This window comes from Fodinicurvata halophila, from assembly GCF_042651425.1.
GTDB classification, from domain to species: Bacteria; Pseudomonadota; Alphaproteobacteria; order Kiloniellales; family DSM-21159; genus Fodinicurvata; species Fodinicurvata halophila.
This window is the reverse complement of sequence record NZ_JBHSCW010000003.1, coordinates 682,260-699,826: the sequence shown is the minus strand read 5'-3', so window position 1 is coordinate 699,826 and position 17,567 is coordinate 682,260. Positions and strand designations below refer to the sequence as shown.

At 58.9% G+C, this 17,567-nt stretch carries 14 protein-coding genes; 12 read left to right on the top strand and 2 right to left on the bottom strand.

Going from position 1 to position 17,567, the window contains the following annotated elements; translation table 11 throughout:
• The first annotated feature begins 16 nt into the window (after positions 1 to 16).
• The 12 genes from dnaE to fabZ all read left to right on the top strand — a co-directional run bounded on the left by dnaE (position 17) and on the right by fabZ (position 14,466).
• Positions 17 to 3,490, top strand: coding sequence for a DNA polymerase III subunit alpha (dnaE, locus tag ACFOW6_RS08100; RefSeq protein ID WP_382421831.1), 3,474 nt, complete (start codon positions 17 to 19; stop codon positions 3,488 to 3,490).
• 192 nt (positions 3,491 to 3,682) lie between these two features.
• The gene (rpsB, locus tag ACFOW6_RS08095) at positions 3,683 to 4,546 is read left to right on the top strand and encodes a 30S ribosomal protein S2 (protein WP_382421830.1); all 864 of its coding nucleotides are present in this window, start codon (positions 3,683 to 3,685) and stop codon (positions 4,544 to 4,546) included.
• A 50-nt stretch (positions 4,547 to 4,596) separates the two neighbouring features.
• On the top strand, positions 4,597 to 5,523 hold the full coding sequence (tsf, locus tag ACFOW6_RS08090) for a translation elongation factor Ts (RefSeq protein WP_382421829.1): 927 nt from the start codon (positions 4,597 to 4,599) through the stop codon (positions 5,521 to 5,523).
• Between the two features lie 67 nt (positions 5,524 to 5,590).
• Positions 5,591 to 6,322 carry a UMP kinase gene (pyrH, locus tag ACFOW6_RS08085; protein WP_382421828.1) on the top strand — a complete coding sequence of 244 codons (732 nt, stop codon included), beginning with the start codon at positions 5,591 to 5,593 and terminating at the stop codon, positions 6,320 to 6,322.
• 3 nt (positions 6,323 to 6,325) lie between these two features.
• Positions 6,326 to 6,886: a ribosome recycling factor gene (gene frr, locus ACFOW6_RS08080; RefSeq protein WP_382421827.1), complete on the top strand. Its 561-nt coding sequence runs from the start codon at positions 6,326 to 6,328 to the stop codon at positions 6,884 to 6,886.
• Between the two features lie 4 nt (positions 6,887 to 6,890).
• On the top strand, positions 6,891 to 7,631 hold the full coding sequence (locus tag ACFOW6_RS08075) for an isoprenyl transferase (protein ID WP_382421826.1): 741 nt from the start codon (positions 6,891 to 6,893) through the stop codon (positions 7,629 to 7,631).
• A complete protein-coding gene (locus ACFOW6_RS08070; protein WP_382421825.1) occupies positions 7,555 to 8,454 on the top strand; it encodes a phosphatidate cytidylyltransferase in 900 nt (299 codons plus the stop codon). Before ACFOW6_RS08075 ends, ACFOW6_RS08070 begins: the two co-directional genes overlap by 77 nt.
• A 5-nt stretch (positions 8,455 to 8,459) precedes the next feature.
• Positions 8,460 to 9,635, top strand: a complete 1,176-nt coding sequence (locus tag ACFOW6_RS08065; RefSeq protein ID WP_382421824.1) for a 1-deoxy-D-xylulose-5-phosphate reductoisomerase — start codon at positions 8,460 to 8,462, stop codon at positions 9,633 to 9,635.
• 132 nt (positions 9,636 to 9,767) lie between these two features.
• Positions 9,768 to 10,964 carry an RIP metalloprotease RseP gene (gene rseP / locus ACFOW6_RS08060; protein ID WP_382421823.1) on the top strand — a complete coding sequence of 399 codons (1,197 nt, stop codon included), beginning with the start codon at positions 9,768 to 9,770 and terminating at the stop codon, positions 10,962 to 10,964.
• Between the two features lie 62 nt (positions 10,965 to 11,026).
• Positions 11,027 to 13,312, top strand: a complete 2,286-nt coding sequence (gene bamA, locus ACFOW6_RS08055; RefSeq protein WP_382421822.1) for an outer membrane protein assembly factor BamA — start codon at positions 11,027 to 11,029, stop codon at positions 13,310 to 13,312.
• A 1-nt stretch (position 13,313) separates the two neighbouring features.
• Positions 13,314 to 13,883: an OmpH family outer membrane protein gene (locus ACFOW6_RS08050; RefSeq protein WP_382421821.1), complete on the top strand. Its 570-nt coding sequence runs from the start codon at positions 13,314 to 13,316 to the stop codon at positions 13,881 to 13,883.
• 88 nt (positions 13,884 to 13,971) lie between these two features.
• Positions 13,972 to 14,466, top strand: coding sequence for a 3-hydroxyacyl-ACP dehydratase FabZ (gene fabZ / locus ACFOW6_RS08045; protein WP_449267356.1), 495 nt, complete (start codon positions 13,972 to 13,974; stop codon positions 14,464 to 14,466).
• 76 nt (positions 14,467 to 14,542) lie between these two features.
• On the opposite strand, the gene gltA is transcribed toward fabZ, so the two are convergent.
• Both gltA and gltX read right to left on the bottom strand, forming a co-directional pair.
• Positions 14,543 to 15,865 carry a citrate synthase gene (gene gltA / locus ACFOW6_RS08040; RefSeq protein ID WP_382421820.1) on the bottom strand — a complete coding sequence of 441 codons (1,323 nt, stop codon included), beginning with the start codon at positions 15,863 to 15,865 and terminating at the stop codon, positions 14,543 to 14,545.
• Between the two features lie 84 nt (positions 15,866 to 15,949).
• On the bottom strand, positions 15,950 to 17,368 hold the full coding sequence (gene gltX / locus ACFOW6_RS08035) for a glutamate--tRNA ligase (protein ID WP_382421819.1): 1,419 nt from the start codon (positions 17,366 to 17,368) through the stop codon (positions 15,950 to 15,952).
• Positions 17,369 to 17,567 lie beyond the last annotated feature (199 nt).

Here is a 17,567-nt window from a genome sequence, read left to right as displayed (position 1 = left end):
GATGGAGTGCAGGGCCATGTCCCATTCCGATTTCGTGCATCTGCGTGTCCACAGCGCCTACTCCCTGTCGGAAGGAGCCATTCGTCTGAAGCAGCTGATCGGGCTTTGTCGCGATCAGGCCATGCCGGCCGTAGCCATGACCGACACGGGGAATCTCTTCGGCGCCCTTGAATTCTCCATGGCAGCCTGCGAGGCCGGAGTTCAGCCGATTATCGGGACCGTAATGGGGCTTCGTCTTGAGGCGGCGGGGCCATTCGGCGAGTCGAAGGGCGGACCGGAGAATATCGTCCTGCTGGTGCAGGATGAAGAGGGATACCGCAATCTTCTGAAACTGGTCAGCAAGTCCTTCCTGGAAACGCCAGACGGCGATCATCCGCATGTGTTGCTGGAGACTCTCAAGGCGCACGCTGGTGGGTTGATCCTGTTGACGGGCGGCGTGGATGGCCCGCTCGCGCGCCGCCTTCTGGCAGGTCAGGCCGATGCGGCCGAGTCGCTGCTGGCGCAGTTGAAGGACGCCTTTGCCGATCGTCTCTACATCGAACTGCAGCGCCACGGCCTGTCCGCTGAGGACGAAGCGGAGGAGCGGCTGATAAACTTGGCCTACAGCCATGACGTCCCGCTTGTAGCCACCAATGACGCCTTCTTCCCGGACCGGGAGCAGCATGAAGCCCATGATGCGCTGATCTGCATTGCTGAAGGGACCTATGTTGCGGAAAACAACCGGCGACAGTTGACACCGGAGCACTATTTCAAGTCCGCGGCCGAGATGCGCGAGCTGTTCAGCGACTTGCCCGAGGCGATCGACAATACGCTGGTGATCGCCAAGCGCTGCTCCTATTTCCCTGAGAAAGTGGATCCCATCCTTCCCGCCTATCCCAGCGAAGAGGGCCGCAGCGAGATCGACGAGTTGAAGGCACAGGCGCGCGAGGGACTGGAGCTGCGCCTGAAAGACCATGTCTTCTTGGCGGAGGACGACGAAGAGGCCAGGAAAGATAAGGAGGAGCCTTACAAGACGCGCCTGGAGTACGAGCTGGGTATCATCGAACAGATGGGTTTCCCCGGCTATTTCCTGATCGTCGCCGATTTCATCAAGTGGGCGAAAGGTCAGGGTATTCCGGTGGGGCCGGGCCGTGGTTCCGGTGCCGGCTCGGTCGTTGCCTGGGCATTGACCATTACCGATCTGGATCCCTTGCGGTGGGGCTTGCTGTTCGAGCGGTTTCTCAATCCCGAGCGCATTTCCATGCCGGACTTTGACGTGGACTTCTGCCAGGAGCGCCGGGACGAGGTCATAAGCTACGTTCAGCAGCAGTACGGCAGTGACAAGGTGGCGCAGATCATCACCTTCGGGAAGCTGCAGGCGCGTGCCGTGTTGCGTGATGTGGGCCGCGTCCTGCAGTTGCCTTACGGACTCGTGGACCGCCTGTGCAAGATGGTTCCGAACAATCCGGCCAACCCCGTAACCCTGCAGGAGGCCATAGATGGAGAACCGCGCCTGCAGGAGGCGATGGAGAGCGAAGAACAGATTCGGCGCATGATCGGCATCGCGCTGAAACTGGAAGGTCTCTACCGGCATGCGTCGACACACGCGGCCGGCGTGGTGATCGGCGACCGGCCACTCGACGAACTGATCCCGCTCTATCGCGATCCACGTTCGGAGATGCCGGTCACGCAGTTCAACATGAAGTATGTCGAGCTCGCCGGCTTGGTGAAGTTCGACTTCCTGGGCCTGAAAACCCTTTCGGTGCTGGCCCTGGCCCGAGACCTCGTCCGTACGCATCAGCCTGACTTCGACCTTGAGGGAATGCCGCTGGATGACGGGGCTGCCTATGAGCTGATGAGTCGAGGGGAAACGGTCGGCGTCTTCCAGCTGGAATCCTCCGGCATGCGCGATGCGCTGCGTCGCCTCAAACCCGACCGCTTCGAGGACGTGATCGCGATGGTCGCGCTTTATCGTCCGGGCCCGATGGAGAACATCCCCTCCTATATCCGCCGGAAGAAAGGGGAGGAGGAGCCGGATTACCTCTATCCGACTCTGGAGCCGATCCTGCGCGAGACCTTCGGGATCATGATCTACCAGGAGCAGGTCATGCAGATCGCGCAGGAGCTGGCCGGCTATTCCCTGGGGGCGGCCGACATGCTGCGCCGTGCCATGGGAAAGAAGATCAAGTCGGAGATGGATGCCCAGCGTGAGATCTTCGTCGAAGGCGCGGTGGCAAAGGGGGTCGAGGAAAAACGGGCGCGCTCGATCTTCGAACTGGTGAACAAGTTCGCCGGCTATGGGTTCAACAAGAGCCACGCGGCCGCCTATGCCCTGGTGGCCTATCAGACGGCCTACTTGAAAGCCAATTACCCGGTGGAGTTCATGGCGGCTTCCATGACCTTCGAACTGGGGAATACGGACAAGCTGAACGTGTTCCGGCAGGAGCTTGCCCGCATGGGAATTCCCCTGTTGACGCCGGATATCAACCGCTCGCACTCGGAGTTTTCCGTGGAGGTTCTGCCTGATGGCCAAGGCAAAGCAATCCGCTATGCCCTGGGCGCCATCAAGAATGTGGGCAGCTCGGCGATGGAGGCCCTGGTGCAGGAGCGTGAGGAAAACGGTGCTTTCTGCTCACTGTCCGATCTGGCCCAGCGGCTCGATTCGCGCATGATCAACAAGCGCGCCATAGAGAACCTGGCCTGCGCCGGTGCCTTCGACAGCCTCAACAGCAACCGACAGCAGGTCTATCTGGCGGCGGAAACCCTGGTGCGTCAGGCAGCCAGTGCGGCCACGGAACGCGATGCCGGCCAGTTCAGCCTGCTGGGTGGCAACTCTTCCGGGGAGCACGAGGATATCCGTCTTTCCCCGGTCAGCGACTGGCCTGCCATCGAACGTCTCCAGCATGAGTTCGAGGCCATTGGGTTCTATCTTTCGGCACATCCACTGGATTCCTACCAGAATCTGCTGGAACGCCGACGTGTTGTTTCCTATGCCGAATTGCCGAGAGCAGTACTGGGGGGGCAAACGCGGCAGGCACTGGCCGGGATTGTGGTTGCCAAGCAGGAGAGGACTTCGAAAAAGGGAAGTCGTTTTGCCTTTGTTCAAATGTCGGATGCCAGCGGTGTATTCGAGGTAACGGTTTTCTCCGAGACATTGGCACGCAGCCGGGACCTGCTGGAAGGCGGCCGCCCCCTGCTGGTCACGGTCTCCGTGGAGCGCCAGGCAGAGGGAGACGACCTGCGGTTGACCGCACAGGAGTTCGAGGACCTGGAGGAATCGCTCGCGAAAACGGCAGCGGGACTGAAGGTCTATCTTGAGGGCGATGCACCTCTACAGGACCTTCGCAACCTGCTGGACAGGGAGGCCAAGGGTCGCAGTCAGGTTACACTTGTGCTGACACTTGCGGATGGTCGCGAAGTCGAGATCGACGTACCGGGAGGCTTTGCCCTGTCGGTGGGGGGACGCCAGGCGATCAAGTCAATTCCGGGCGTTGTTGTCGAGGATCTCTGATCCCTCCCTGTTTCGCCGAACACGACGCGTCCCACTCTTGCTTTTTCCGTGGTTCAGCGCTATCACCCGCACCATCTGAAAACTCACGCAGGCTATTGCGATACGGTCCGCATATGGACCTTCGTTCCGGTGTTCGGGTTTGAGTAGACCCTCGGACGACTGGCCTGCGGCGGCATAACCGGAGAAAAGACCATGGCAGTACCCAGTTTTTCCATGCGCCAGCTTCTGGAAGCGGGCGTGCATTTCGGCCACACGACCCGTCGCTGGAACCCGAATATGGCACCGTTCCTGTTCGGGGAACGCAACGGTATTCACATCATCGACCTTGAGCAGTCTGTTCCCTTGCTGCACCAGGCGCTTGTCTTCATGCGCGAAGTGGCGGCCGGCGGCGGCCGCATTCTCTTCGTCGGCACCAAGCGCCAGGCAAGTGAAATCGTGGCTGATGCCGCGAAACGCTGCGGCCAGTACTACGTCAACGAGCGCTGGCTCGGAGGTATGCTGACCAACTGGAAGACGGTTTCCCATTCGATCCGTCGCCTGAAGGAACTGGAAGAGCTTCTGTCCCAGGAGCAGACGGGACTCACGAAGAAGGAAAACCTGAACCTGACCCGTGAGCGCGACAAGCTGGAGCGGGCGCTTGGCGGCATCAAGGAGATGGGTGGCCTTCCCGATGCACTGTTCGTCATTGATACAAACAAGGAGCATCTCGCGCTTCAGGAAGCCCGCAAGCTCGAGATACCCGTGATCGCGGTTCTCGACTCCAACAGCAACCCGAAGGGGGTGGCCTATCCGGTTCCAGGCAACGACGATGCCGTGCGCGCCATCAATCTTTATTGCGACCTGGCGGCGGACAGTGTCCTCGACGGCTTGCAGCAGAGCATGGCCCGTCGCGGAGAGGATGTCGGTGCCGCCGAAGAGGTAACAGAAACGCTGCCCGAGGAAAGCGCGGAAACCGATTTGCCTGCACCCGAAACTTCGGCAGCGGAGAGCAATATGCCCGCCGAGGGAGAGGAGCAGGAAACCGAAGAAGTCGAAAAGCAGCAGAGCGGTGCCTGAGGCAAGTGCGGCTTGTTTTTCACTGCAGAGATCTATTGAGGGATTGAGACATGGCTGAGATCACTGCGTCGCTCGTCAAGGAGCTGCGCGAGAAAACCGGTGCCGGCATGATGGATTGCAAGAAGGCACTGACGGAAACCGATGGCAACCTTGAAGAGGCCTTGGACTGGCTTCGCAAGAAGGGACTGTCGGCCGCCGCAAAGAAAGCCGGCCGCACGGCGGCCGAGGGACTGGTCGCCGTTGTCACGGAAAGTACCCGTGGGGCCATTCTGGAAGTCAACGCGGAAACCGATTTCGTTTCCCGCAATGATCAGTTCCAGGAGTACGTGAACAAAGTTGCCGGGATCGTGCTGGAGAAGGGCGCCGACATGGAAGCACTGGCGGCTACGGATTACCCCGGGACCGGAAGGAACGTGGCGGACGAGCTTACTCAGCTGATTGCCACGATCGGCGAGAACATGAGCCTGCGTCGAGCCGAGGTGCTCTCCGTGGACAAGGGTGTGGTCTCCGGCTACATACACAGCCCGGTGTCGGAAAGCCTGGGGCGCATCGGCGTAATTGTTGCTCTGGAATCCGAAGGCGATCAGGCCAAGCTGGCGGATCTTGGAAAGCAGCTTGCCATGCACGTCGCCGCAGCCAGTCCGATGGCCCTGGACCAGGACAGCGTGGACACGGCTATCCTGGATCGCGAGCGCGAAGTTCTGGCCGATCAGGCGCGTGCCAGCGGCAAGCCGGAAGACATCATCAACAAGATGGTCGAGGGGCGCCTACGGAAGTTCTACGAGGAATCTGTCCTTCTGGAGCAGACCTTCGTGATTGATGGTGAATCCAAGGTTTCGCAGGTACTGGAACAGGCTGAGAAAGATGTCGGGGCGCCTGTGAAGCTGACCGGATTTGTGCGCTATCAACTTGGCGAGGGCATAGAAAAGCAGGAAAGCGATTTTGCGTCCGAGGTTGCTGCCGCGGCAGGGAACTGAAGACGGTAACAATCGGGCGGCCAAGGGGTCGCCCGATTTTGCATGAGCGGCAGGGAGAAAGCCTCTAATGACGTCCGGCAAGCCTGAATACCGCAGGGTTTTGCTCAAGATCTCCGGTGAAGCTCTGATGGGAGAACGGGAATACGGGCTGGATTCCGCTACAGTTCAGCGCATTGCCGAGGAAGTCAGGACAGTCCACGAAATGGGCGTGGAGCTCTGTCTCGTGATCGGCGGAGGGAATATCTTCCGCGGACTCAGCGGTGCAGCCCAGGGGATGGATCGCTCGACCGCCGACTACATGGGCATGCTGGCCACGGTGATCAATTCACTGGCCTTGCAGAATGCGATCGAAGCGCTGGGGGTCCCAACGCGGGTGCAGTCGGCAATTCCCATGTCGGCTGTGTCCGAGCCCTACATTCGCCGGCGGGCGATCCGGCACATGGAGAAGGGACGCGTTGTGATCTTTGCCGCAGGGACCGGGAACCCCTTCTTCACAACGGATACGGCAGCCGCACTGCGGGCTTCGGAAATGAATTGCAGTGCCCTTTTCAAGGGTACCAAGGTAGACGGCGTGTATGATGCTGACCCGGTCAAGGTTCCTGAAGCCAAGCGTTATGATCGACTGGGATATCTGGAAGTGCTTTCGCGGGACTTGGGTGTTATGGACCATTCCGCCATATCCTTGGCACGAGAAAACCGTATTCCCGTGCTGGTATTCAGCATTGCAAAACCCGGCGCCTTCGCCGAAGTACTCTGTGGCGAGGGGCGTTACACGATCGTAAGCGATGGGGAAAGCTAGAGAATGGCCGACGATACCGATATCAAAGATCTACGTCGCCGTATGGACGGGGCCCTGGAGGCCCTGAAACGCGAATTCGGTGGCCTGCGCACTGGGCGTGCTTCGATCAGCCTGCTGGATCCGGTGATGGTGGAAGCCTACGGTACGCAGATGCCGCTTAACCAGGTCGGTACGGTGAATGTTCCTGAACCCAGGATGCTGACAGTTCAGGTCTGGGACCGGAAGATGATCTCCTCGGTGGAGAAAGCGATCCGCGACGCCGGTCTCGGTCTCAATCCGGCCTCGGATGGGAGTGTGGTCCGGGTCCCGATCCCGCCGCTTTCGGAGGAGCGTCGTGCCGAGCTGGCCAAAGTGGCGGCAAAGTATGCCGAAAATGCCCGAATTGCTGTGCGGAATATCCGGCGTGACGGGATGGAGGCCCTCAAGAAACTCGAGAAAGAGGGTGAGATCTCGGAGGACGAGCAACATAGCCGGGCAGAGGAAATCCAGAAGCTGACCGATGAGCACGTCAAGAGTATAGACGATGCCCTGGCAGCCAAAGAATCTGAAATCATGCAGGTTTGACCCGATGACGGCCCGGCCGTATCCGTTGGAAACGGACTACCCGCAGCATGTTGCGATTATCATGGATGGAAACGGCCGCTGGGCCACGCAGCGCGGCCGACCACGCAAGCTTGGGCATCTGCAAGGAGCGGAAGCTGCCCGGCGGATAGTCCGGGTCGCCAGTGAGATCGGGCTGTCCTATCTGACGCTCTTTGCCTTTTCCTCCGAGAACTGGCGGCGCCCCGGCGCCGAGGTATCCGATCTCATGGGATTGCTTCAGCGCTATCTTGGCGGCGAGCATCGGGACGAGCTCGAGGAACTGGATGTGCGCCTGCGCATTATCGGCCAGCGCGACCGACTGCCGGAGACCACGCGGCATGAACTTGAACGTATGGAAGCCGATACGGCCGACCACAAGGGGCTGACACTCGTTATCGCGATCAGCTATGGGGGGCGCACGGAAATTGCGACTGCGGCGCGCAACCTTGCTGAAAAGGTACAGTCCGGTGAGCTCGATGCGGGGGAAATCAACGAGACCCTGCTGCAACGGCACCTGGAAACCGATGATATTCCGGATCCGGACCTTCTGATACGCACGGGTGGAGAGAAGCGTATCAGCAATTTCTTGCTGTGGCAGTTGGCTTACAGCGAAATGGTCTTTTCGGATTGTCTCTGGCCAGACTTCGACCGTGAAGAGTTTCTTTCCGCCCTGTCCGAATACCAGATGCGTGAGCGGCGGTACGGTGCGCTTGTTTCCACAGGGTAAGGTCCCCGGAAACCTGAGCCGTAGGATTCTGGCGGCACTGGTTCTGATTCCGCTGGTTCTGGGTGCCCTTTTCCTCGGTCGTCCCTATAGCGACCTTTTCCTGCTGCTCGTGGTTATGCTCATGGCCTGGGAATGGGTGCATCTCTGCCATCCAGCCACGCATTCCCGGCTTGTCCCTGCCGCTTTCACCGTCTTTGCGGGACTGTCCTTCATGACCTGGTCCAGCACCACACCGTTGCTCGCGGCTGCCTTCATGGCTTCGGGCATGGCGGGACTCCTTGCTTTCGGATGGCTTTCAAGACACGGCAAGGCACGGCATGAAGGCTATTGGCTTGCACTTGGCGTACTCTACTGTGTGCTGCCTATTGTGGCGTTTCAGGGCCTGTACATGAAACCGGCCTATGGCGGTACGCTGGCAATCTGGCTGTTGCTTGTCGTCTGGTCGACCGATACGGCGGCCATGGCTGCTGGCAGAACAATCGGCGGCCCGCGACTGTGTCCCCGTATAAGCCCGAACAAGACGTGGGCCGGCTTGCTGGGCGGTGCCATCTTTGCCGGGCTTGTCGGGCTTACGGCGGGCATGATCTTCTCCTATGCTGTGCCCATGGCTTTGGCTGTCACGGCGGCGGTTCTTGCCTTTGTCGCACAAGCAGGCGATCTGGTGGAATCGCTGGTCAAGAGGCACTTCGACGTAAAGGACAGCGGTCGCCTCCTCCCCGGTCATGGTGGCATTCTCGACCGTGTGGATGGATTGGTGACAGCTTCACCCTGTTTGCTGGTTCTTCTGGAATGGCCATTGTTTGAAAGCTGGGTGACGGGATGACGATCATGAAGGAACCGCGGCGGATTGCCATACTGGGTTCAACCGGTTCCGTAGGGCAAAGTACCCTTGAGCTGATTTCACAGGCACCAGAGCACTATCGTGTCGAGGCGTTGAGCGCCTATCGCTCCGTAGAGCAACTCGCGGCACAAGCCAGAGCCTGCTCTGCGGCCTTTGCCGCGGTCGGTGATCCGTCCCTTTACAAGGAGCTCAAGGAGGCGCTTTCCGGAACCGAGACGGAGGTGGCAGCCGGTCCCGAGGCTCTGGTCGAAGCAGCCGCGCGCGACAGCGACTGGGTCATGGCAGCTATTGTCGGGGCTGCCGGCTTGCCTGCGACACTCGAGGCTGTGCGCCGCGGAGCCATGGTGGCCCTTGCCAACAAGGAATCACTTGTCTGTGCCGGCGCATACCTGGTCGAGGCGGCGCGGGCGTCCGGAGCGACGTTGTTGCCCGTTGATTCCGAGCACAATGCAATCTTCCAGGTTTTCGCGGCCGAGCAGAAGAATGAGATCGAGGAAATCATATTAACGGCGTCCGGGGGGCCGTTCCGGACCTGGAGTAGTGCCGAGATGGAAACGGCAACGCCCGAACAAGCCCTCGCGCATCCGAACTGGTCCATGGGGGCCAAGATTTCCATCGATTCAGCGACCATGATGAACAAGGGACTGGAACTGATAGAGGCTGTGCATCTGTTCGATCTACCGGACTCCCGGGTTTCGGTCGTTGTTCATCCTCAGTCGATCGTGCATGGGCTTGTGCGGTATAGCGATGGATCCCTGCTGGCCCAGATGGGTCATCCCGACATGCGAACCCCCATTGCCCACAGCCTGGCCTGGCCGGCGCGCATGAATGCCCCTGTGAAGCAGCTCAGTCTGACGCAGATGGCCCAGTTGACCTTCCAGGAGCCGGAGGATGAGCGTTTCCCGGCCTTGCGATTGGCGCGGGACAGTTTGCGGAACGGAACTGGTGCGACCATCGTCTTCAATGCAGCCAATGAAGTGGCTGTGGAGGGCTTCCTGGCGCATCGCCTGGGATTCATGGATATCCCCCGGGTTGTGGCGGACACGCTCGAGGCCTATATGCCAAACCCGCCCGAGAGCTTCGAGGCCGTTCTGGAAATAGACCGCGAGGCACGTGAGCATGCCCGGGCAGGCCTCGGCCAGAGCAAGGTCGCCACAGGTTGAAGCGAGGGCATGACGCACGGGCGCTTTCCCAATGGTCTGCCATTGGTGTACAAGGGACGAGCGTGCTGCAGGCGTGGAGTTCTCCGCGCTGGCAAGGAACTGTTGCGCGCTTTGAGGAGTTGAAGTCGGTTCATGCAATTTATTAGCGGTATCGGTGACTTTGTCATCCCGTTCCTGATCATCCTGACGGTTCTTGTCTTCGTGCACGAGTTAGGTCACTACCTTGTCGCGCGCTGGTGCGGGGTCCGTATTGATGCTTTTTCCATCGGGTTCGGCCCGGAGCTCTTCGGATGGCATGATCGCCGCGGCACACGCTGGAAATTCAGCGCAATCCCCCTCGGGGGCTACGTGAAGATGTTTGGCGATGCCGATGTCACCAGCCGTCCGGCAAGGGAATCCTCCGGGCAGCCGGATGGGAGCAGTGGGGCGGCAAGCGAGGAAACCGGCAGCTGGGCCGGGGGCAGGGAGCGCCCTCTGACAGCTGAAGAGCGGGCTGTTTCCTTCCATTACAAATCACTGGCTCAGCGCACCTGGATCGTGGCGGCTGGGCCTCTAGCGAATTTCCTCTTCGCCCTTGTGGTGCTGGCCGGCTTTTTCTTTACCCTCGGCCAGCCGACAACGCCACCGGTGATTGGAAACGTTCTGCCTGACAGTGCCGCTCAGGAAGCGGGCCTGGAAAGCGGTGACCGAATCCTGACGATCAACGGATCGGAGATAGAGCGCTTCGAACAGATTCAGCGGGTCGTCCAGCTCAACCTGAGCGAACCCCTGGACATGCAGGTCGAACGCAACGGTCAGACAGTCGCCCTGACGGTTACCCCCCACATCGTTCAGGCCGAGGACAATTTCGGCAATGTTCACGAAGTTGCGCGCGTGGGGATCACCGCCAGTGGCACGGAGTATGTTCGCTATGGCCTGTTGCAGTCCACTTGGATGGCAGCGGAGGAGACGGTCAGCCTCGTGGGGGCGACAGGAAAGGCACTGGGACAGATCATAACCGGCTCTCGCAGTACGGATGAACTGGGTGGGCCGGTCAGGATCGCGGAGATGTCGGGCTACGTGGCGGAAACGGGGCTTGTCTCGGTTCTCTGGTTCATGGCCGTGCTTTCAATAAATCTTGGCCTTATCAATCTCTTTCCTGTACCGATGCTGGATGGCGGGCATCTTTTGTTTTACGCTTACGAAGCCGTGCGCGGACGCCCGCTCGGCGAAAGGGCACAGGAAATCGGTTTCAGAATCGGCTTGGGCCTAGTACTGACACTCTTTGTATTCGTGACTTGGAACGATCTCGCAAGATTACAGGTATTTGATTTTCTTGTAGGCTCGTAACGTAGCAGGGGACGTGCGACAGCATGCGGATCTGTTTGCCGGATTCGGCTAGGGAGGTTTTCGTGGGGCTCAGAACTCTTTTTCTCGGGGGGATGCTGGTCGTAGCTTTGGCCCTGACCGGTATTTCGGATGACGTACGGGCACAATCCATCAATGAAGGTGGAATAATCGAGGAGATCCGTATCGAGGGCACACAGCGCGTCGATCCGGCCTCGGTGCAAAGCTACATGCAAGTGGAACCCGGTGACGAATTCGACCCGCTGACGCTCGATCAGTCTCTCAAGAATCTATATGATTCCGGCCTCTTCGAGGACGTCACGTTGCGGCGCGAAGGCAGTGCGCTGATCGTGACTGTCGAAGAGAACCCGATGATTAATCGCCTGGCCTTCGAAGGAAACCAGCGCATAGATGATGAGGAGCTGCAACGCGAAGTGCAGCTGCGTCCCCGGGTGGTCTACACGCGCACCAAGGTCCAGAACGACGTCGAGCGCATTCAGGACATCTACCGCAGCCAGGGACGCTTCGCGGCAACGGTCGAACCCAAGATCATCGAGCTGGATCAGAATCGCGTGGATCTGGTCTATGAGATCGACGAAGGCCCGCTCACCGGAGTGGAGTCGATCAATTTCGTCGGAAATGAAGCTTTTTCCGGCAGTACACTGCGCGGGGAAATCTCGACGCGGGAATCGGCCTGGTACCGCTTCATGTCCAGTTCCGACGTTTACGATCCCGACCGGCTTGCATTCGACAGAGAGTTGCTGAGGCGATTCTACCTGGAAGAAGGCTATGCCGACTTCCAGGTATTATCGACGAATGCCGAGCTCAATCCCGATCGCACGGGCTTTATCATAACCTTCACGGTAGAGGAGGGACCGCGCTTCGAGTTCGGGGAAGTGACGATCGAAAGCAATCTGCGTGATTTGGAGCCGGAGTCCGTGGAGGACCTGATCGATGCGCAGCAAGGGGATTGGTACGACGCGACCACCGTCGAGGAGGACGTTCAGGAACTTACCGACCGGATCGGCGAGCAGGGGTACGCCTTTGTCGATGTCCAGCCCCGGGCGGATACCGATCGCGAGAACCAGGTGGTGAACATCGTCTATGAAATCGGTGAGGGCCCAAGGGTCTTTGTCGAGAGAATCGATATCGAAGGCAATGTGCGCACCGTGGATGAAGTGATTCGCCGGGAATTCCGCCTGGCCGAAGGCGATGCCTTCAACCAGGCACGTGTGCGCCGCTCGCGACAGCGTATCGAGGATCTGGGCTTTTTCCGGACTGTGGAGATGGACACGGAAGAGGGGTCTTCCGAGGATCGCGTCATCATAAAGACGGAGGTCGAGGAACAGTCGACCGGTGAGTTGACGTTCGGTGCCGGCTTCTCCACGGCCGTGGGGCCCTTGGGCAGCGTGCAGTTGCGCGAGCGTAACCTGCTTGGGCATGGCCAGGACTTGCGGGCGTCCGTGAGTGTGGGCGGTACGGGCTCCGAGTTCAATCTGGGGTTCACCGAACCTTATTTCATGGATCGCCCCATTTCCGCCGGATTTGATATCTTCCGCATTACACGGGATCGCAACGAGTTCTCGTTCAAGGAAGAGCGGCGTGGCGGCAGTTTGCGGGCTGGCTACGACCTGACCGAGCACACACGGCAGGTTTGGCGCTATACCCTGGAACGCCGTGAAATCGACAGTGTCGACGATGATGCTCCAATTCAGGCCAAGCGCGAAGAAGGCGCTTCCTGGCGCTCCAGCATCAGTCAGTCCCTTATCTGGGACAGGCGTAACAATAAGCGGAATCCCACGGAGGGCTTCATCACCGACTTGACCACCCAGTTTACTGGGCTGGGCGGGAACGTCCGCTTTGTTCGCGCCAGTGCCGGCGGCAAGTACTATTTTCCTTTGGGAGACGAGTGGACCGTCTCACTTGGGGCACGTGGGGGTACGATGCATGGTCTGGGACAGGACACACGGATCAGTGACCGTTTCCAGTTGGGGGCTGATGAATTCCGTGGCTTTGACTACGGTGGCATAGGTCCCAGGGACGATGGCAGTGGGGACCCGCTTGGGGGCAATCACTTTGCCAAGGGAACTGTGGAGTTTATCTTCCCGCTTGGGCTTCCCGATGAATTCGATGTGCGCGGACGACTGTTCAGCGATTTCGGAACGGTCTGGGGCGTGGATGACGATACCGATGTCATCGGTGACAACCGCTCCATCCGTGTGTCCGTGGGGCCCGGCGTGTCGTGGGACTCTCCCTTGGGCTTGATCAACATCGATCTTGGCTTTCCAATCCAGAAGGAAAGCTATGACGAGACCCAGATATTCAATTTCAGTTTTGGGACACAGTTCTGATATGACACTCGGAAAATCCTTTCTTACCGGACTTGCAGCCAGTGCTTTCTCCTTATTGGTGATCATCGGTTCCGCTACGCAGGTTACCGCACAGGATGCCCCGCCAACGCCCAGCATTCTTGTCGTCGACCTGCAGCAGGTGATGAGAGAATCGGTTGCCATGAAAGGGCTGCGCGAGGAAGCCGAAGCGAAACGGAGCGAAATGGAGCAGAAGCTTCAGGAGCAGGAGCAAAGCCTGCGTGAGGAGGACGAAGCCCTTTCCCGGCAGCGAACGGTACTTTCTTCGGATGCTTTCGAGGAAAAGCGCAGTCAGCTTGAACAGAAGTTCGGCCAGTTTCAGTCGGAAGCCAACACGGAAATGGGGCGTCTGGACGAAGCCTATTCGGAAGCCGTGGGTGAAGTGGAATACACTGTGGTGAAGATTTCCGATGCGATCGCCAGCGAACGCGGTGCGAACATGGTGATCCCCAAGTCAACTCTGTTGCTGGTTCATGACGATTTCGAAATTACGGACGAAGTGATTTCGCGCCTGAACGAGCAAATGCCCAGTGTCTCAATGTCATTGGAATAGAACGCGAGGAAGGGCAGGCCACTGCTGTATCCTGACAGGAACCAGCAGCCAGCGCCTTTGTACAACGGAAAGCTAGGGGATCTCTGGCATGACGGCCTCTAAGGAAGCTGATTCCGTAAGCGTGGTGCAGAAGAAGCCTGAACTGCGTTTTGACGTTATGGAAGTGATGCGGATGATTCCGCACCGCTATCCGATGCTGCTTGTGGACCGTATTCTGGAGCTTGAGCGGAACGAGCATGCCCTTGGCCTGAAGAACGCAACCATCAACGAAGCTTTCTTCCAGGGGCACTTTCCCCGGCAGCCTGTGATGCCCGGCGTCCTGATCATTGAGGCCATGGCCCAGACTGCAGCTGTCCTGGTTGTCGAGACCCTGGAAGGCGCTGCAGCTGGAAAGCTCGTCTATTTCATGTCTATTGAACAGGCCCGCTTCCGCCGTCCCGTCGTTCCGGGGGACCAATTGCATATCCACGTCAGCAAGTTGCGCAACCGGGGACCGGTCTGGAAGTTCCAGGGCGAGGTCCGCGTGGATGACCAGATTGCGGCTGAAGCGGGCTTCAGTGCGATGATTCGCGAGGACGATTAGTTTGAGGAGGTACTGCGCTTTCGGGCAGAACTAAAAAGGGCGCCGATTGGCGCCCTTTTTTGGATCTGCGAGACTCTCAATTCGTTTTGTAAGATTCCGGAAGTTCGCGCCCCGTATTGCCCTGGTAGAGCTGGCGCGGGCGGCTGATACGGTGATTGGGGTCTTCGACCATTTCGTTCCACTGGGCGATCCATCCAACCGTGCGAGCCACGGCAAAAAGGGCAGTGAACATCGAAGTCGGAAAGCCCATGGCCTTCAGGATGATTCCGGAATAGAAATCGACGTTCGGGAAAAGCTTCTTGTCGACAAAGAAGTCATCCTCGAGAGCGATCCTCTCCAGCTCCATGGCAAGGTCGAGCAGGGGCTCGTCCTTGCGGATGCCCAACTCGTCCAGAACCTCGTGACAGCTTTTCTGCATCACCTTGGCGCGCGGATCATAGTTCTTGTAGACCCTGTGCCCGAAGCCCATCAGGCGGAAGGGGTCATTCTTGTCCTTGGCGCGTTCGATGAATTCGGGAATGCGGTCCTTGGAGCCGATCTCCTGGAGCATGCGCAGCACAGCCTCGTTTGCCCCGCCATGGGCCGGTCCCCACAGCGAAGCGATGCCCGAGGCAACGCAGGCAAAGGGATTGGCGCCTGATGAACCAGCAATCCTGACAGTGGACGTCGAGGCATTTTGCTCGTGGTCGGCATGCAGAATGAAGATGCGGTCCATTGCCCGGGCCAGGGTCGGGCTGATCTTGTATTCCTCCGCGGGGACGGAGAAGGTCATGTTGAGGAAGTTCTCAGCATAGTTCAGATCATTGCGCGGATAGACAAAGGGCTGCCCGACGGAATACTTGTAGGCCATGGCTGCAATGGTCGGCATCTTCGCGAGCATGCGGTGAGAGGCGACCATGCGCTGATGCGGATCCGTGATGTCTGTGGAATCGTGGTAGAAGGCCGAAAGGGCACCAACCACGCCGACCATCACCGCCATGGGATGCGAATCCCTGCGGAAGCCGCGGAAGAAGTAGATCATCTGTTCGTGGAGCATGGTGTGATAGGTGATGTCATGCTCGAACTGTTTCTTCTGCGGGACATCCGGCAGGTCGCCGTTCAGCAGGAGATGGCAGACATCCATGAAATCACAGTGTTCCGCCAGATCCTCGATCCGGTAGCCGCGGTGCATCAGGATGCCATTGTCACCGTCGATATAGGTGATGGCCGAATCACAGGAGGCGGTGGACGTGAAACCTGGGTCGTAGGTGAACATTCCCGTTTCGCCATAGAGCTTGCGGATGTCGATGACACGCGGGCCGACGGTGCCGTCGATGACCGGAAATTCCCATTGCTCGCCTGTGCCGTTGTCGGTCAGGGTGACCGTATTCTCGCCGTTTTCGCTGTTCGCTTTGGTCATCTTGCATTCCTTGTGTACAGGCTGTGGTCCATTTCTCTCTGGCCGGGCTATTGCGCTGCAGCATAAGCCCGGTTCGAAGGCCGATCAATCCGCAGCGACAGTGAAATTCTCCATGCGCTCGCGTGCATCCCTGAGACGTCCGAGGGCTTCCTCGCGTCCCAGAACGGCGGCGACCTCAAATATTCCTGGTGACACGCTGGACCCCGTCAATGCCGCCCTCAATGGTTGAGCGACTGTGCCCAGCTTCAGCTCTCGCTCTTCTGCCAGTTGCCGCACCCGATTTTCGATCACCTCTTCAGTCCACTCCTCGAGGTTTTGCAGGGCATCTATCAGAGCATCCAGCAATTCGGCTCCGCCCTTGGCAAGCAAACGCTGCGCCTTCTCATCGAATTCGAGGGGGCGCGCGAGGATATAGAAGCGCCCCAAATCAGCCAGTTCCTGCATGGTCTTCGCGCGCGGCTTCAACCCCTCCATTCCGGCCAGGAGACGGTCACGACCGACCTGGGAAACCTCTGAATAGAACTCCGAGCAGAGGATATCCACGAGACGGGCTGCATCGGCTTCCTTCAGGTAATGCCCGTTCAGGTTGGTCAGCTTGGCGAAATCGAAGCGCGCGGCGGAACGTCCAACCGCATCGAGGTCAAACCATTCGATCGCCTGTTCCGTCGGAATGACCTCTTCGTCGCCGTGCGCCCAGCCGAGACGCAGGAGATAGTTGCGCAAGGCTTCGGGCAGGAAGCCCATTTCCCTGTAGGTCTCCACTCCCAGGGCACCATGCCTCTTTGACATCTTGGCCCCGTCGGGTCCGTGGATCAGGGGAATGTGGGCAAAGATTGGCGGCTCCCAGCCAATTGCACGGTATAGCTGGGTTTGACGGAAGGCGTTCGTCAGATGGTCATCTCCCCGGATAACATGAGTTATCCCCATGTCATGATCGTCGACCACGACGGAAAGCATGTAGGTTGGTGAGCCATCGGCACGCAAGAGCACCATGTCATCGAGCTGCTCGTTCGCGACGCGGACCTTGCCCTGCACCTCGTCCTTGATAATGGTTTCGCCCTCCTGCGGGGCCTTGAGTCGAACCACGGGAGGAACGCCGGATGGGGCTTCCGAAGGATCGCGATCACGCCAACGGCCGTCGTAGCGCATAGGACGGCCTTCCTGCTTGGCCTTCTGACGCATTTCCTCCAGTTCCTCCTGCGAGGCATAGCAATAATAGGCCTGATCGACCTCCAGGAGGGCACGGGCTACCTCGGCATGACGTTCGGCACGCACCGACTGATAGACAGGGGGCTCATCCCAATCGAGGCCGAGCCATTGCAGTCCATCCAGAATTGCCTGGATTGCCGGCTCGGTTGATCTCTTGCGATCCGTGTCTTCGATGCGCAGGAGAAAGGAGCCGTTGTGATGTCGCGCATAAAGCCAGTTGAAAAGTGCTGTACGCGCCCCACCAATATGCAGAAAGCCAGTTGGGGAGGGGGCAAAGCGTGTCACGACAGTCATATACGAACCGAAATCCCTTGAATTCAGTACAAAACAAAGCCGGAGGAAATCACGTGCGCGCTGTCTAGCACATCTCTTCTCCCGACGCACGCGACAGGATCAGTCTGTTATCTATAGGGGTTTTAAGTTGAACAAAGCAACACTCACATATTAAGGTTGCAAAAGAGCTAAGTTTCGTCAATTCCCGGCTTTCCCAAGC

Coding starts and splice junctions, on each gene's coding strand:
- dnaE (WP_382421831.1), top strand. CDS start 17: ATGTCCCATTCCGATTTCGTGCATCTGCGTGTCCACAGCGCCTACTCC.
- rpsB (WP_382421830.1), top strand. CDS start 3,683: ATGGCAGTACCCAGTTTTTCCATGCGCCAGCTTCTGGAAGCGGGCGTG.
- tsf (WP_382421829.1), top strand. CDS start 4,597: ATGGCTGAGATCACTGCGTCGCTCGTCAAGGAGCTGCGCGAGAAAACC.
- pyrH (WP_382421828.1), top strand. CDS start 5,591: ATGACGTCCGGCAAGCCTGAATACCGCAGGGTTTTGCTCAAGATCTCC.
- frr (WP_382421827.1), top strand. CDS start 6,326: ATGGCCGACGATACCGATATCAAAGATCTACGTCGCCGTATGGACGGG.
- ACFOW6_RS08075 (WP_382421826.1), top strand. CDS start 6,891: ATGACGGCCCGGCCGTATCCGTTGGAAACGGACTACCCGCAGCATGTT.
- ACFOW6_RS08065 (WP_382421824.1), top strand. CDS start 8,460: ATGAAGGAACCGCGGCGGATTGCCATACTGGGTTCAACCGGTTCCGTA.
- rseP (WP_382421823.1), top strand. CDS start 9,768: ATGCAATTTATTAGCGGTATCGGTGACTTTGTCATCCCGTTCCTGATC.
- ACFOW6_RS08050 (WP_382421821.1), top strand. CDS start 13,314: ATGACACTCGGAAAATCCTTTCTTACCGGACTTGCAGCCAGTGCTTTC.
- fabZ (WP_449267356.1), top strand. CDS start 13,972: ATGACGGCCTCTAAGGAAGCTGATTCCGTAAGCGTGGTGCAGAAGAAG.
- gltA (WP_382421820.1), bottom strand. CDS start 15,865: ATGACCAAAGCGAACAGCGAAAACGGCGAGAATACGGTCACCCTGACC.
- gltX (WP_382421819.1), bottom strand. CDS start 17,368: ATGACTGTCGTGACACGCTTTGCCCCCTCCCCAACTGGCTTTCTGCAT.